Origin of the sequence: Exiguobacterium sp. ERU653, assembly GCF_018617775.1 — a bacterium.
GTDB lineage: Bacteria > Bacillota > Bacilli > Exiguobacteriales > Exiguobacteriaceae > Exiguobacterium > Exiguobacterium marinum.
In genome coordinates this window covers 971445-987923 of record NZ_JACSKV010000001.1, presented here as the reverse complement: position 1 = coordinate 987923, position 16479 = coordinate 971445, and the positions used below count along the sequence as shown (strand labels likewise).

The following is a 16479-nucleotide window of genomic DNA, read 5'->3' as shown; positions in this document are numbered from 1 at the left end:
AACCTAAAGACAACGGGGGATGAGAGAGATGGCAGTAGTGATCGACGGGAAACAAGTGGCAGCATCATATCGAGCAACGTTAAAAGAGCGTGTAACGGAACTTCGTGCACGCGGCATCGTACCGAAATTGAAAGTAGTGTTGATTGGGGATGACCCAGCAAGTCATAGCTATGTACGCGGGAAGGAACGGGCGGCAGAGGAAATCGGAATCGATTCTCAAGTGCTCCGTTTTGATGAAACAATTAGCGAAACAGAATTGCTCGACTTGATTGACTTGATGAATGAGGATGAGGAAGTCCATGGTATTCTCGTGCAGCTCCCTTTACCGAAACACATCGACGAGTCGCGAGTCATCATGCGCATCTCTCCTAAAAAGGATGTAGACGGATTCCATCCCGAGAACGTCGGGAAGATGATGCTCGGTCTAGACACATTGCTCCCATGTACGCCTCACGGCATCTTACATCTCGCGAAGACACAAACCGAGATTTCCGGAAAACACGTTGTCGTCGTAGGTCGCAGTCAAATCGTCGGCAAACCGGTCGGGATGTTGTTCTTGAATGAATCTGCTACGGTCACGTATTGTCATTCAAAAACGGCTGATCTCGGTGCGATGACGCGGCAGGCCGATATTTTGATTGTCGCGGTAGGGCGCGCAAGTCTCGTCACTGCAGATATGGTCAAACCAGGGGCAGTCGTCATCGATGTCGGTGTCAACCGGGTGGAAGGTCGCCTCGTCGGGGACGTGGATTACGCGGCCGTGAAAGAAAAGGCGAGTGCGATCACGCCTGTTCCGGGTGGTGTCGGCCCGATGACCATTACGATGCTCATGCATAATACGATCGAGGTTGCATCACGTGGCTAACCCCCTTCCGGTTTCAGAGGTCGTTCGGTATGTGAAGCGACAACTCGATGATGATATACTGCTTCGACAAGTCGCAGTCATCGGTGAAATCTCAAATTTCAAACGATATTCCTCGGGTCATTGTTATTTCACGTTGAAGGATGACGCGTCTCGTATGAAAGCCGTCATATTTTCTCGCGATGCCAAACAACTTCAATTTGAACCGAAAGACGGGATGAAAGTCATCGCTGTCTCGAGAGTGACAATGTATGAGGCGACGGGTGATGTTCAGCTGTATGTCGAATTGATGCGTCAAGATGGCGTTGGTCTGTTGTTTGAGCGGTATGAGGCGAGAAAGCGTGAACTCGAGGAAAAGGGTTGGTTCGATTCGGAAAGCAAGCAAGCACTACCCACATTTCCAGAACGAATCGGGATTGTGACGTCTCCTAAAGGTGCAGCACTCCACGATATCGCGACAACCCTTCGACGTCGTGCGCCTCATGTGGCCATTACGTTCGCCCCGGTTGCCGTGCAAGGTGAGATGGCAGCCCCGCAAGTTGCATCTGCCATTCAATGGATGAATGAGCGCACTGATTGTGATGTACTGATTGTCGGACGAGGTGGCGGTTCCATCGAAGAACTGTGGGCATTTAATGAGGATGTTGTGGTGGAGGCGATTTATTCGTCCACCATTCCGATCATTTCTGCTGTCGGTCATGAAACGGACTATACACTTTCCGACTTTGTCGCAGATGTAAGAGCAGCTACTCCAACGGCTGCAGCAGAACTCGCTACAGCAATGATTGATGCGCAACGTAAAGATGTGGAGCGCCTTCACGTGCATTTGCACAAATCGGTTTCGAACCAACTCGATGATCTGCGGAGCAGAGTCAATCGAATGGTCAACAGCTATGGGTTAAGATCGCCGCGTTATACCATTTCACAAAAACGTGAACGATTCGCGCAATCTGAAATCCGACTCGAACAAGGGATGAGACGTCATCTAACCCAAGCCACGCATCAACTTCATCAAGTCTCACAACAGCTTGATTTGAAACGGTTTTCAAAAACGTTGACACAGCAGGGTGAAGAGGTCAATCAAATGACCGCTCGACTCCGTCGTACAAAACCATTAGAACAGCCAAAACAACAGTTTGCTCAACAGGTGGGGCGATTGCATTCGGTCAGTCCGCTTGCTGTCTTATCACGTGGCTATGCGTTCATTGAGCAAGACGGTGCATATGTGCAAAATGTGAAACAATTACGCGATGGAGACATCTCGATTCGTTTTCGGGACGGTCATGCAGTCGCTGAAGTGAAGGAGAGGGTTGTCGGTGACAAAAAAAGAACAGACGTTTGAAGCCGCGCTAGAGCGACTCGAACAGATCGTCGCTCAGCTCGAAACCGGTGATGTGCCGCTAGAGGAAGCCATGACGCTCTATGAAGAAGGTGTCCGCTTGTCTGCTTTGTGTCAGACAAAACTCTCGGCAGCCGAGAAAAAGATGGACGAAATCCTGGAACTCGATGGTACCCTTCGTGAAAAAGGAGGCCCCTCATGAATCGTACCGATGATTTGAAGAAGTGGAAGTTGGCTGTTGAAGAAACGATGCAGGAACTTATCGAATCAAGTGACATGCCGACTAGACTCCGTGATGCGATGTCGTATTCATTAGAGGCGGGAGGGAAGCGAATCCGTCCTGCGCTCGTTTATGCAGTTCTTGAAACGTATGGCATTGCAATCGAGCGCGGGCGGGAAGTCGCTTCGACACTCGAGATGGTTCATACATACTCACTCATTCATGACGACTTGCCAGCAATGGATGATGACGACCTTCGGCGCGGCCGTCTGACGAACCATCGTCAGTTTGATGAGGCGACTGCCATTTTGGCGGGGGACGCGCTATTAACCGATGCGTTTCGCATCCTTTCGGAAGCGAACCTCCCTGCGGAAGCAATCGTCGAGATTATTCGCGCTTTCGGACTTGCCGCCGGAAGTACGGGCATGGTCGGTGGACAATTAGATGATATGCTCGCTGAAAAGCGGGATGATGTCACCCTTCAGGAACTTCAGTCGATTCATGAACGGAAGACGGGAGCACTGCTCGTCTATGCGCTTGAAGCAGGTAGTATTCTTGCAGGTGTGTCTAAAGAAGACCGGCTTCAACTCAAACAGTTCGGCCGCCATCTAGGTATTGCCTTTCAGATTCAAGATGATATTTTAGATGTCATCGGGGACGAACAGGCAATCGGGAAACGCGTCGGCTCGGATGAAGAGAATGAAAAAACGACTTATCCGAAATTACTCGGACTAGATGGGGCGAAGCGTGCACTTGATGCAGAGGTAGATGCGGCGACCTTTGCAATCCAGTCACTTTCGGTTCAAGCACCGTTACTTGTTGACCTGTTGACGTTTGTAGTGAAACGAAATTATTGACCTCGGTGACACGATGAGCACATCGTGTCACCTTTGTTTTGGGGAATGTGTGGCATCTACCGTCACATTCTTGTAAAATGTAAGGTACGAATCAGTAAAATGTGAGGAGAAAGGATGGTCATTATGGACTTGACATCCATTCAAGACCCGTCATTCCTGAAAAGGTTGTCTGTAACCGAACTCGAATCACTCGGTTCTGACATTAGACGGTTCTTGATTGAAAAATTGGCAGTGACGGGAGGGCATTTGGCGCCAAACTTAGGTGTTGTAGAGTTGACGCTTGCCTTGCACCGTGTATTTGACAGTCCGAAAGACCAACTTGTATGGGACGTCGGTCATCAGGCGTACGTTCATAAAATTTTGACAGGACGTACGGATCAGTTTGATACCCTGCGACAGTACAATGGATTATGCGGTTTCCCGAAACGTTGTGAGAGCGAACATGACGTTTGGGAAACAGGCCATAGTTCGACATCACTTTCGGCAGCGATGGGGATTGCAATCGCAAACGAGTTGAAAGGTCGCGCAAACGATCGTGCCATTGCCATCATCGGGGATGGTGCGCTGACTGGGGGAATGGCACTTGAAGCGCTGAATCATATTGGTGCCGAAAAGCAAAATGTCATCGTCATCCTGAACGATAATGAGATGTCGATTGCACCGAACGTCGGTGCCATGCACAACATGCTCGGACGTATTCGTGCATCACGAAAACTGAAGCATGCGCGTGAAGAAATGGAATCCATCATTAAGCACATTCCTCTCGTTGGCAACTCGCTTGAACGAAGTGGGGAACGGGTGAAAGATTTATTGAAGTCTGCACTTATTCCGGGCACTTTCTTTGAAGAACTTGGGTTTACTTACTTCGGCCCGACAGACGGACACGATTTGAAAGATTTGCTCGAGACGCTCGAGTATGCGAAGAAGATCGACGGTCCGGTTCTCGTTCATGTCATCACGAAAAAAGGCAAAGGTTACCGTCCGGCAGAACTAGATGGTATCGGAACGTGGCACGGGCTTGGGCCATATAAAATTGAGTCTGGTGAAGTCATCAAAGGGAAGCCGAAAGGACCAAGTTATTCGAAAGTGGTCGCTGAAACGATTACGAAAGTTGCGGAGTCTGATGAACGGGTCACGTTGATCACGCCGGCAATGAGCGTCGGATCAAAACTTGACTGCTTCACGAAAAAATTCCCGGAACGCATGTTTGATGTCGGGATCGCTGAGCAGCACGCGGTCACGCTCGCTGGTGGACAAGCGACACAAGGATTAAAACCCGTCGTCTCGATTTATTCGACGTTCTTCCAACGTGCGTATGACCAACTCGTCCATGACATTTGTCGTCAAAACCTGAACGTCGTGTTCACGATTGACCGGTCCGGACTCGTAGGGGCGGATGGAGAGACGCACCAAGGTGTGTTTGACATCGCCTTTATGCGTCATGTCCCAAACATTCGCATCTTGATGGCGAAAGACGAAGAAGAGTTGCAACGACTCGTTTATTCTGCTCTTCGTTACGATGGCGGGCCGATTGCGATTCGGTTCCCACGTGGTGAAGGAATCGGTGTTCCGATGAGTGACACGCTTCAGGAGATTTCACTTGATGATTGGGAAGTCGAGGCGGAAGGAACGGATGTCGCGATTTTGACGTTCGGTCCACAAGTTCAAGACGCTCTTGAAGTACGGTCTTTGTTAGAAGGCACGCTCAGCGTTCGGGTCATCAACTGCCGTACGATTAAACCGCTCGATGAGGCCATGCTTGCTTCATTATATGCAGAAGGTATCCCGCTCGTGACACTCGAAGAAGCGGCACTTGCCGGTGGTTTTGGAAGTAGTGTGTTAGAGCATGCGAATGAAGCTGGAACTTTCCCGCGGATTCAACGTCTCGGTATTCCGGATCGCTATATCGAACATGGAGGGGTCAACCAACTCTTAGAAGAGATTGGACTTCGACCTACCCAAATGGCGGAATCGATTGAACGATTCGTCATGGAAACAAATCGACAGAATGTGTGAGGGATTATGGAAAAAAGAACGAAAACTAGATTAGATGTATTGCTCGTCGAACGTGGACTCGCTGAAACACGAGAAAAGGCGAAGCGGTCTGTCATGGCCGGTCTCGTCTATAGTGGGACCGAACGCCTAGACAAGGCGGGCGATAAAGTGTTTGATGATATCCCTCTCGAAGTGAAGGGACAAGCCCTACCGTATGTCGGCCGGGGGGGCTTGAAGCTCGAGAAAGCGCTCGAAGTATTCCCGCTTGACGTAAACGGACGTGTCGGAATCGACATCGGGTCTTCAACGGGAGGGTTTACTGACTGTGCGCTTCAAAACGGTGCGAGCCAAATGTATGCGGTCGATGTCGGGTACAACCAGCTTGCCTGGAAACTTCGGAGCGATGATCGCGTTGTCGTCATGGAACGGATGAATTTTCGTCATGCGACGGCCGATCAATTCCCGATCAAACCAGACTTTGCGACGATTGATGTCTCGTTCATCTCACTACGCCTTATGGTGCCGCCGCTCAAAACTATTTTAAAGCAGGACGGCGTCGTTATGGCACTCGTTAAACCTCAATTTGAAGCCGGTAAAGCCGACGTCGGGAAAAAAGGGATTGTACGAGACCGTGGCGTACATGAGCGTGTGGCGAGCGATATGGTTCGCTATTTTGCATCGGAAGGGTTCTTCGTCGAAGGATTGGATTACTCCCCAATCACAGGTGGAGACGGAAATATTGAATTCCTCTTATTCGCCCGTTATACGGGGATAGGTGGAGTCGAACCATCCCTACGAGTCGAAGACGTGGTGGATGCGGCACATACCAAACTAAAGGGATAAGCAATGGCTACAGACAGATTTGTCTGTAGCTTTTTCTTATCGATGAAGAAGAGATGGGGAATGGTGGAAATACCCACTGGAATGCTAGACCTTTTTTCGACAATACTTTAGAATGATAATGTGTATGTGAAACGAAAAATGAGGTGTCAGCGCTTATGAACAAAGGACAGCGATTGATTAAAATTCGAGACATCGTGACGAATCGTGAAATCGAAACGCAAGATGAACTGGTAGATGAACTACGTCGCTCCGGATATCCGGTCACACAGGCAACTGTGTCTCGGGATATTAAGGAGTTACATTTAGTCAAAGTGCCGTTAAACGACGGACGATATAAATACAGCTTGCCTGCGGATCAGCGCTTTAACCCATACGGTAAAATGAAGCGAATCCTTAGCGACAGCTTCGTCTCGGTCGATTCTGCTCAAAATTTGGTCGTCATGAAAGTGCTTCCGGGAAATGCTGATGCAATCGGCGTCTTAATCGACCATTTGTCATGGGATGAATTGATTGGGACGGTTTGTGGCGACGATACGATTTTAATGATTGCGCGCGATGAAGATAAAGCGAAGCAGATTATCGATCGATTAATCGGAATGTTATGAGGTGAAAGTACGTATGTTAGCAGAACTATCAATCAAACAGTTTGCGATTATCGACGAGTTAAACATTACGTTTAATCGAGGTATGACCGTTCTCACGGGTGAAACGGGTGCCGGTAAATCAATTTTGTTAGATGCGATTGGGTTGCTTGTTGGAGGACGAGGCTCGAGTGAGTTTGTTCGCTACGGTCAGGACAAGGCCGAAATCGAAGGGTTGTTCATGATTGAACCAAATCATCCCGTCATTGAAGCGGCCAATCAATATGGAATTGATGTTGAGGACGGGACTGTCATACTACGTCGAGACTTACATAGTAGTGGAAAAAGTGTCTGTCGGGTGAACGGGAAAATGATGACGCTCTCGACGTTGCGTGAATTCGGGCGACTTCTCGTCGATATTCATGGGCAACATGAGCATCAACATCTGATGGAAGCGGAATTTCACTTAGGAATTCTCGATCACTTTGCCGAGAAGGAAGTAGGCCCTCTATTAGAGGAATATCAAGCAGCATATGCAGCTTGGAAAAAAATCGCCGATGAACTGAAGCGCCTCAGCCAAAGTGAGCAAGAACTCGCGCAGCGGATGGATTTGTTGTCGTTCCAAACAAAAGAGATCGAGGCGGCAGAATTAAAGCCGGGTGAAGAACAGGCGCTGACGGAAGAGCGTGATGAATTAGCCAACTTTGAGCGCATCCATCAACATATCCGTCTTTCTTATGAGGCGGTTGCCGAGGACTCGAACGGACTTGACCAAATTGGCGTTGCGATGCGTGAAATGGGCGAGGCATCACAGCTTTCCACCTCTCTTGCTTCTGTATCCGAGACAATCTCCAACGCATACTATCTGCTAGAAGACGCGAAATTTCAATTGCGCGATCAATTAGATTCGCTAGAGTTTGATCCGATTCGATTGGATGAGATCGAGTCGAGATTAGCCCTTTTCCAGCAGCTAAAACGAAAGTATGGAACGACAATCGAAGAAGTCATCGCATATGGGGAACGAGTTTCCGAGGAACTTAAATCGATGACGAATCGAGAAGAACATTTGCAGACGTTGTCAGATGAGCTTGTTCGATTAGAGAAGGCTGCAAAAGAGACTGGAATAAAACTATCTACAGCCCGCAAAGTTGCAGCAAAGTCGCTGGAGCAGGCGATACATCGTGAATTAAAAGAACTGTACATGGAAAAAACAGCATTTGAAGTTCGTTTCCGCTCAACGTCTCTAAAACAAGACGGATTAGATGATGTAGAGTTTTACATGATGACAAATATCGGTGAACCGTTTAAACCGCTTGCGAAAGTCGCTTCAGGCGGTGAGCTTTCCCGCGTCATGCTCGCACTCAAGTCCATCTTTTCGAGAACCGTCGGAGTGGCCTCGATTATTTTTGATGAAGTCGATACTGGTGTATCCGGCCGTGTCGCCCAAGCGATGGGGGAGAAGATTTTCCGTCTATCTGTCGGGTCACAGGTGCTGTGTATCACTCACTTGGCACAAGTCGCCGCGATGGCAGATCAACACCTTTACATTACGAAAACAGAAACGGATGACCGAACGAAAACGAATGTCGACTCTCTCAATCATGAGAGCCGAATCGACGAATTGGGTCGAATGATTGCTGGAGCTCAAATGACGAACTTGACGAAACAACACGTTGAAGAGTTACTTGAGATGTCACAGCAAGTAAAACAGAAGTTCATCAAAGGAGTGTCATAAGTGATTACATTATGTATTGCGGACGACAATCGAGAAATCGTCGATTTGTTGAGCCGACAACTAGAATCTGAGCCTGATCTTCGTGTCGTGGGAACGGCGCACGATGGTGAAACGTGCTTGGATGTCGTCAAGACACACCAACCGGATGTACTCTTACTCGATATTATCATGCCGCATTTGGATGGAATTGGAGTATTGCAACGTCTTAATGAAGAGTTCGGTGACGAGAAGCCGGAAGTGATCATGCTCAGTGCGTTCGGGAAAGATGAAGTGACGAAACAAGCGGTTCAACTCGGTGCCTCTTATTTTCTCGTCAAGCCATTCAATATCCAACAGTTGTTAACGAAGATTCGAGAATTGTCGGATGGGACGAATCGGGAGTTTGAAGGGATGACACCCGAAGAGATCGAGATTTCACTCTTACTGCAACAAATGGGCATTTCTCCACGAATCAAAGGATTCAAGTACATCCGTCAAGCGGTCATCTATGTGAGGGAGCGTCAAGACTTGCTCGGTCTAATCACGAAAGAGTTATATCCAATGGTTGCGAAAGAACATGAGACGACTTCGTCGCGTGTGGAGCGGGCTATGCGTCACGCGATTAAGACGGCCTGGGGTAACGGGATGCAGGACCATGAAATGTTTGAAGGACGACCGGAGCGTGAGCGAAGCCCGAAAAACTCGGAGTTCATCTCTTACTTCGTCACGTATTTATCGTTTAAGAACAATTAAAAAAATCGATTTGGACTGAGTCATGATCGGCTTAGTCCTTTTTTATTCAGTTTAAGAAAGAAAGCGCTTGCAAAATAATCGTTCTTTGTTATAATAAAGGTGTACCAAGTTACTTGGACAAGCGTCAGATGAACGCTTTTCAAACTTGTTCCGGAGCATGTTTGAAGAAATATAATCATCTCGGTTCGCTATCCGATTATAGCTCAGAGGTGGGGACGACACCTCAAGTCGTTAATGTCCCGACGTGAGGTCGCGACAGTCGCTCATTTGCGAGACGATTCTATCATCAGCTCGAAGCTAGGGGTTGGTATAGGGAAAACGAATCGTTCAGTTAACCAAAAGGAGTGTTGTCAACCGTTGAACAGTTTATGGCAAGCGCTCGACTTCACAATGGATGGTTGGACATGATCCGATAATCAAAAAGTTAGTAACTCGAATGGAAGCGTTCCGTTCACGCAAGACGGCAGTTACTAAAATTCTTTCATACTTCTTCATTAAGAAGACGTTGGATATCATGTCAAAGCAAGCAAAGTAGTTAGAAAGGAGATCATCCGTAGTGATCACAATTCAATACGAATAAAAGGTTCCGCACTTGAAATGAAGTCAAGTTAGGGAACCTTTTTTTTGTGTACTTATGAGTCGAATCGTTGAACTTTTCCTGATTTCTTGTCGCGGTTAAAAATATAGCCAGCTACAAATCCGATCCCACCCATGGCGAGCAGAAGTCCAAAGGTCCCCTGCAACATAGAGGCGGCAGCGAGTGAATCAATCCATGTGAAGGGTGTGCTCGTCTTCAAAAAGAAGCTGTCGCGGAGCAATTTGATTCCGTAGACACCTAGTAGTCCGGGGATGATTAAGATTAGAAGTGCGATGAAACGCATGCAATCTCCTCCTTTACCATACATTATTTTAACAGAAATCATTTCGCTCGACACTGTCTATTTTTAGGCGACTTGCGAATCAACATAGGATTCAGTAGCATGAAGAAGAGAAGAGAGATGATGGGGGAATAAGTATGAATAAACGATTGATGATTGTCGGGGCCGGAAAAGGCGGGTCAGAGGTCCTTCATATGTTGATGGATTCACCACTTGCGACTATTGTGGCAGTCGTTGACTCTGATGTATCGGCTGAAGGAATCGCTCTTGCGAAAAGTTACGGCATCGCTGTGACAGATGATTGGACAAAATATGCTGAAGCTAAGCTAGACTTTGTCATCGAAACAACCGGACAGCATCAAACGTTCGAAAAGTTGAAAGACCATTTTAAAGAGGCGGTCGTGTTACCAGGAGAGTTTATTCGTATCGTTGTCGAGCGGTTGAAGCAGAATCAACAAATGCTTGAAGCAATCATTGAATGTACGAGTGAAGCCATTTCGGTAGCCGACCATCATGGGAACACGATATTGATCAACCCATCATATACTCGTTTGACGGGATTTAAAAAAGAAGACGTTGTCGATAAGCCGGCAACGGCTGACATTGGAATGCAAGAAAGTGTCCATTTGAAAGTATTGTCTACCGGACAAGGCGTCAGGGACATCAGAATGCAAATCGGTGCGACTCGACGGGACATTCTCGTGAACGCGGAACCAATCATCGTGGAAGGTAAATTACGCGGCTCGGTCGGGGTCATCCGAGATGTGTCTCAAATCCGTGCGCTTCGAGATGAATTACAGGAAGCGAAAACACGCATTCGGAATCTAGAGGCGAAGTATCAGTTTGCCGATATCATCGCGACGAGTGATGCGATGCGATTTGTCATTGAGCAGGCAAAACTTGCTGCGGTGACCCCTGTGACAGTATTGATTCGTGGAGAATCGGGAACTGGGAAAGAATTGTTCGCCCATGCCATTCACGGGGAGTCCCCCCGGAAATATAAGAAGTTCATTCGGGTCAACTGTGCCGCCATCTCGCCAACGCTTCTTGAGAGTGAGTTGTTCGGCTATGAGGATGGCGCGTTCAGCGGTGCCAAACGTGGCGGGAAAACGGGTTATTTCGAGGAAGCGGACGGTGGTTCGCTCTTTTTAGACGAAATTGGTGAATTGCCGCTCGATGTTCAAGTGAAACTGTTACGTGTCCTACAGGAAAATGAAATCGTGCGAGTTGGAGGGACAACGGCGATCCCAATCGATGTCCGCATTATTGCCGCAACGAATGCCGATCTTGAGCAAAAAGTGGGGGATGGGTCCTTCCGTGAAGATTTGTATTACCGGATCAATCGTATGCCAATCCACATACCACCTTTACGTGAACGGTTGAATGAACTCGAAGCGCTGTGTGACCGAATCGTACGGAAGTTGAATCAGGAATATGGTCGCAGTGTACGTGGGGTAGACGAAGATGCGTTGATTCTACTGAAAAGTCAGCATTGGAAAGGGAACGTCCGAGAACTTGAGAACGTGATTGGGCGAGCGATGATTTACATGGCGAGCACCGACCAGTGGATCGCGCCTCACCACTTACAATTATCAAATCGGTCTACAAGTCAAAAAGTAGTTGAGTCCGGGACATTCCATGAGGCCGTAGCGAAATATGAGCGAGATTTGATTGAACGAACGATTGAAGAAGCCGGTGGGAACAAATCAGAAGCAGCCCGCCGTTTAAAGATTTCGATTCGGACATTATATAACAAACTAGACACCACGCAATAATCTGCATGAATATTTCTGCATGGTAAGCATCAATCTGCATGGTCACCCGCATTATAAAGCGCTTACATTTTTGGAATTAAACTTGCTTATGATATAGTGTAGAGGTCAAGGGGGGACAATGATGAATTTTGAACGGATGCTGACGAACGCGAAACAACTAGAAGGTTGTACCGTGTCCATTGCGGGTGCAGCGGACGAAGAAGTTATTCGGGCCGTAAAACTTGCTACGAATCATGGCTTGTCTCGCTTCATTTTGTTCGGCGAAGCTAGAGAAATCCGGAAGTTATGTGAGCAGTATGAGATCGATGAGTCAAACGTCGATATTTTACATGCGAAAGGTGATGTAGAGATTGCACGCCGCGCCGCGCTAGCCGTGAAAAACAAAGAAGCGGATGTACTCATGAAAGGAATGGTGTCGACATCTACTTTCATGAAAGCCGTCCTCAATCGAGAGGCTGGTCTTCGGACGAAACGAACGCTCAGTCATGTGGCTTTATTTCAAATTCCGAATCGAGAGAAGCTGATCGGTGTGACTGATGCTGCGATTCATATTGCGCCGACGCTTGAAGAAAAAGTTGAAATCATCCACAATGCTGTCGAGGCGATGCATGACATTGGTTACGCATCACCAAAAGTTGCAGCAATCGGAGCGGTCGAAGTTGTCAATCCACAGATGAATGCGACACTCGATGCCGCGTTACTCAGTCAAATGAATCGTAGGGGTCAAATCAAAGGCTGTATCGTAGACGGACCACTCGCACTCGATAATGCGGTCGATATGATTGCGGCCAAGCAAAAAGGAATCAACAGTGAAGTAGCCGGTCAAGCTGACTTATTAGTCGTACCATACATAGAGGTCGGCAACGTCCTTTATAAATCAATCATGTATTTTGCAGAGGCGAGCGTAGCGGCGATTGTCGTCGGCGCATCAGCCCCTGTCGTGTTGACGAGTCGTGCCGATACTGCAGAAGCGAAACTATATTCACTCGCATTCGCTTTGTTACATGCCAAAAATTAATCGTATTTAACAGGAGGAATTAACCATGATGGAAACAAACACAGAACCACGCTTCCGTATTTTTGATGTTTTACAATCTGAGGACTATGAACAAATCGTATTTTGTCAGGACCAAACTTCAGGACTAAAGGCAATCATCGCGATTCACGATACGACACTCGGTCCAGCGCTCGGTGGACTTCGCATGTGGAACTATGAATCAGAACAAGAAGCACTCACAGACGTCTTGCGCCTTGCAAAAGGAATGACGTATAAAAATGCGGCAGCCGGTCTCAACCTTGGAGGCGGAAAAGCTGTCATCATCGGAAATGCGAAGACGGATAAGTCAGAAGCGCTCTTCCGTGCGTTCGGTCGTTACGTACAGTCACTTAGCGGACGCTACATCACGGCTGAAGATGTCAACACGACAGTTTCAGATATGGATTTCATTCATATGGAGACAGACTACGTAACAGGCGTTAGCCCAGCATTCGGCTCGAGTGGTAACCCTTCACCTGTAACAGCATACGGTGTGTATCGTGGGATGAAAGCGGCTGCTAAATGGAAGTTTGGTACCGACTCGCTCGCTGGGAAGACGGTTGCTGTACAAGGTGTCGGAAACGTCGCCTATAATTTATGCCGCCACCTCCACGAAGAAGGTGCGCATTTGATCGTGACAGATATTAACGAGGAAGCACTCAAACGTGCGGAGACTGACTTTGGTGCGACTGTCGTCAAGCCGGATGAAATTTACTCTGTCGAATGTGACATTTTTGCCCCATGTGCACTCGGTGCGGTCATCAACGATCAAACGATTCCACAGTTAAAAGCTCAAATCGTCGCAGGTGCTGCGAACAACCAATTGGCAGAAGATCGTCACGGTGATGTGCTCGACGAGAACGGTATCCTCTATTCACCAGATTTCGTCATCAACGCTGGAGGTGTCATCAACGTCGCCGACGAACTCGAAGGATACAACCGAGAACGCGCGATGAAAAAAGTCGAACTCATTTATGACAACATGATGCGCGTCTTTGAAATCGCAGAACGTGACGGTGTACCGACACACGTCGCGGCCGATAAGATGGCTGAAGAGCGTATTCAGATGATGTCGCGTTCACGCAGTCAATTCCTAAAAGTCGAAAAAAGCATTCTAGGGAGACGCTAAGATGACGAAACGGCTAATTCTTGCAATCAACCCAGGGTCGACCTCGACGAAAGTTGGATTGTTTGATGGGAAGGAAGAAGTGATGACTCGCACGGTTCGTCATGAGATTGACGTGACCGGCCTCACTCTTCCGGAGCAATTGCCTCATCGTGAGCAAGAAGTACGTGCCTTGTTAGAAGAGACTGGCATCGCGGTCAACGATTTGACCGCGGTCGTCGGTCGTGGTGGCTTACTTGCGCCAATGACATCGGGAACATATACCGTCAATGAACTCATGCGTGAGGATTTGACGAGCGGTCGTTTCGGGATGCACGCATCCAACCTTGGTGGATTGATTGCTTCTAAAATTGGTGAGCACGAAGGAGTCCCGAGTTTCATTGTCGATCCAGTCGTCGTCGATGAGATGCATGAGTTGGCCCGTAAGACGGGTATATCAGAGATTGATCGTCGGAGTATTTTCCATGCTCTTAACCAAAAGGCCGTTGCGAAGCGATTCGCATCTGAAAATGGAAGCGATTACAACGAGCTGAATCTCATTGTTGCGCATCTCGGTGGCGGAATCACTGTCGGTGCACATGCGGCCGGCCGCGTCGTTGATGTGAACAATGGACTGGACGGGGACGGTCCGCTTGCACCAGAGCGTGCCGGTTCAATTCCTGTTGGACAGGTAGTAGAACTATGTTATAGTACCAGGTATAAAGAATCGGAAATGAAGAAAAAAATTGTTGGTCAGGGCGGACTGTTCGCTCACCTCGGAACATACGATGCGATTGAGATTGAACAACGCTTAGAAACAGGTGACGATGAGGCGAGACTTTTGTATGAGACGATGGCTTATCGCGTCGCTCAAGAGATTTCTAAACATGGGGCGACATTATGTGGTCGTGTAGATGCCATCTTACTGACGGGCGGGATCGCATATTCCGACTGGCTGACTGACAAGATAAAGGAGCGTGTCACTTATCTCGCGCCGGTACACATTTATCCGGGAGAAGATGAACTAAAAGCGTTGGCTGAAGGTGCGCTTCGCATCATCGAGAAGGAAGAGACCGCACGAGTTTATGAGGGGGATACACATGGCACAAGAATTTGATGTTGTCGTCATCGGTGGAGGACCAGGAGGATATGTGGCCGCGATTAAAGCGGCCCAGGCAGGAAAATCTGTCGCAATCGTCGAGGCGAAGAAGTTAGGCGGAACCTGCTTACATAGAGGATGCATCCCGACGAAGGCGCTCTTAAAAGCGGCACACGTTTATCAAACGGCGAAACAGAGCGCGACGTATGGTGTGGAAACGGGAGACGTGACGTTCAACATGGAACGGGCCCAAACGTATAAGCGCGATCTCGTCGCTGGCCTAGAAAAGGGAATCGAGCATTTGATGAAACAAGGAAAGATCGAAGTGTTTCGGGGGAAAGCCTCCATTCTTGGACCAAGTATCTTCTCACCACAACCAGGGACCGTATCGGTTGAAGATGAAAGCGGTGAGTCGGAACTCATCTTGCCGAACCAATTGATTATCGCCACAGGATCGATTCCACGTGAGCTTCCTGGGTTACCGTTCGATCACGAGCGCATTTTAAACTCAGACGACTTGCTCAATTTCGAGACACTACCTGAATCGATTGCGATTGTCGGTGGCGGTGTGATCGGAGTCGAATGGGCATCGATGCTCGTCGATTTGGATGTGAATGTGACGTTGATTGAAGTAGGCGATCGTTTACTCCCGCTCGAGGACAAGGCGGTCTCCCGTGAAGTGGAGCGGTTATTGAAGAAGCGCGGTGTTCGTGTGAAGAAAAGTGTGACAGTCGATGCGGAACGGACATTGATTCATGAAGATGCGGTGGAACTTGCTGTTGGGGAAGACATGTTGAACGTTGACTGTGTCCTCGTCTCAGTGGGTCGTGTCGCTAATACAGAAGACCTGGGGCTACAAAATACGTCCATCGTCGTCGAGAACGGAATCATCCAAGTCGATAGTCAATATCGGACAAAAGAACGTCATATCTTCGCAATCGGTGACTGTATCGGGAAGCTACAACTCGCCCACGTCGCTTCAGCAGAAGGAGTGAAGGCCGTCGAGACGATTCTTGGTCTTGAGCCGACACCACTCGATTATATGCTCATCCCACGCTGTGTATACAGTGTCCCTGAAGTCGCCTCGGTCGGTCTGACAGAAGAAGCAGCAAAAGATGCGGGACATGACGTGAAGACAGGGACGTATCGCTTCAACGGTCTCGGGAAAGCGCGCATTGAAGGGCAAGCCGACGGATTCGTCAAACTCGTTTCGGACAAAGAAACAGATGACCTGCTCGGTGTCCATATCGTCGGACCGAAAGCGACTGAACTCATCACTGAAGGCGGGCTCGCACTCGTCTTGAACGCGACGGCTTGGGAGATGGGGCAACTCGTGCACCCACACCCTGCACTAAGTGAGGCTTTCCAGGAGGCGGCGCTCGCCGTCGATGGATTACCGATTCACGCCTAAGGAGGAACAAG

Annotated in this window: 15 protein-coding genes; 14 read left to right on the top strand and 1 reads right to left on the bottom strand. The window is 48.5% G+C overall.

Annotated elements, in window-relative coordinates; all coding sequences use genetic code 11:
• Window positions 1–28 precede the first annotated feature (28 nt).
• The 9 genes from folD (at window position 29) to spo0A (ending at window position 9164) form a co-directional block, all read left to right on the top strand.
• Window positions 29–865, top strand: a complete 837-nt coding sequence (gene folD, locus KNO95_RS05115) for a bifunctional methylenetetrahydrofolate dehydrogenase/methenyltetrahydrofolate cyclohydrolase FolD (protein WP_026825742.1) — start codon at window positions 29–31, stop codon at window positions 863–865.
• On the top strand, window positions 858–2204 hold the full coding sequence (xseA, locus tag KNO95_RS05110) for an exodeoxyribonuclease VII large subunit (protein WP_214701868.1): 1347 nt from the start codon (window positions 858–860) through the stop codon (window positions 2202–2204). Before folD ends, xseA begins: the two co-directional genes overlap by 8 nt.
• Entirely contained in the window at window positions 2179–2403 is a 225-nt protein-coding gene (xseB, locus tag KNO95_RS05105; RefSeq protein ID WP_026825744.1) for an exodeoxyribonuclease VII small subunit, read from the top strand. The genes xseA and xseB overlap by 26 nt, the downstream gene beginning before the upstream one ends.
• Window positions 2400–3278 carry a polyprenyl synthetase family protein gene (locus KNO95_RS05100; RefSeq protein WP_214878420.1) on the top strand — a complete coding sequence of 293 codons (879 nt, stop codon included), beginning with the start codon at window positions 2400–2402 and terminating at the stop codon, window positions 3276–3278. The genes xseB and KNO95_RS05100 overlap by 4 nt, the downstream gene beginning before the upstream one ends.
• Window positions 3279–3401: 123 nt before the next feature.
• A complete protein-coding gene (gene dxs / locus KNO95_RS05095) occupies window positions 3402–5294 on the top strand; it encodes a 1-deoxy-D-xylulose-5-phosphate synthase (RefSeq protein WP_026825746.1) in 1893 nt (630 codons plus the stop codon).
• 6 nt (window positions 5295–5300) lie between these two features.
• Window positions 5301–6116, top strand: a complete 816-nt coding sequence (locus tag KNO95_RS05090; RefSeq protein WP_214878419.1) for a TlyA family RNA methyltransferase — start codon at window positions 5301–5303, stop codon at window positions 6114–6116.
• 155 nt (window positions 6117–6271) lie between these two features.
• Window positions 6272–6721: a transcriptional regulator AhrC/ArgR gene (ahrC, locus tag KNO95_RS05085; protein ID WP_026825748.1), complete on the top strand. Its 450-nt coding sequence runs from the start codon at window positions 6272–6274 to the stop codon at window positions 6719–6721.
• Between the two features lie 13 nt (window positions 6722–6734).
• Window positions 6735–8432, top strand: coding sequence for a DNA repair protein RecN (gene recN, locus KNO95_RS05080; RefSeq protein ID WP_214701873.1), 1698 nt, complete (start codon window positions 6735–6737; stop codon window positions 8430–8432).
• Entirely contained in the window at window positions 8433–9164 is a 732-nt protein-coding gene (gene spo0A / locus KNO95_RS05075) for a sporulation transcription factor Spo0A (protein WP_026825750.1), read from the top strand. It abuts the gene before it with no gap.
• Between the two features lie 632 nt (window positions 9165–9796).
• On the opposite strand, the gene KNO95_RS05070 is transcribed toward spo0A, so the two are convergent.
• Window positions 9797–10045 (bottom strand): DUF2627 family protein, encoded by a 249-nt coding sequence (locus KNO95_RS05070; protein ID WP_026825751.1) that lies wholly within the window; start codon window positions 10043–10045, stop codon window positions 9797–9799.
• Between the two features lie 134 nt (window positions 10046–10179).
• Here KNO95_RS05070 and KNO95_RS05065 point away from each other — a divergent pair, with 134 nt between their 5' ends.
• The 5 genes from KNO95_RS05065 (at window position 10180) to lpdA (ending at window position 16468) form a co-directional block, all read left to right on the top strand.
• Window positions 10180–11817 carry a sigma 54-interacting transcriptional regulator gene (locus tag KNO95_RS05065; RefSeq protein WP_214878418.1) on the top strand — a complete coding sequence of 546 codons (1638 nt, stop codon included), beginning with the start codon at window positions 10180–10182 and terminating at the stop codon, window positions 11815–11817.
• 121 nt (window positions 11818–11938) lie between these two features.
• Window positions 11939–12835, top strand: a complete 897-nt coding sequence (gene yqiS, locus KNO95_RS05060; RefSeq protein ID WP_026825753.1) for a phosphate butyryltransferase — start codon at window positions 11939–11941, stop codon at window positions 12833–12835.
• Window positions 12836–12860: 25 nt separating this feature from the next.
• Window positions 12861–13982, top strand: a complete 1122-nt coding sequence (locus KNO95_RS05055) for a Glu/Leu/Phe/Val family dehydrogenase (RefSeq protein ID WP_026825754.1) — start codon at window positions 12861–12863, stop codon at window positions 13980–13982.
• Between the two features lies 1 nt (window position 13983).
• Entirely contained in the window at window positions 13984–15075 is a 1092-nt protein-coding gene (gene buk, locus KNO95_RS05050; protein ID WP_214701874.1) for a butyrate kinase, read from the top strand.
• Window positions 15059–16468: a dihydrolipoyl dehydrogenase gene (gene lpdA / locus KNO95_RS05045; protein ID WP_214701875.1), complete on the top strand. Its 1410-nt coding sequence runs from the start codon at window positions 15059–15061 to the stop codon at window positions 16466–16468. The genes buk and lpdA overlap by 17 nt, the downstream gene beginning before the upstream one ends.
• The last annotated feature ends 11 nt before the right edge of the window (window positions 16469–16479 follow it).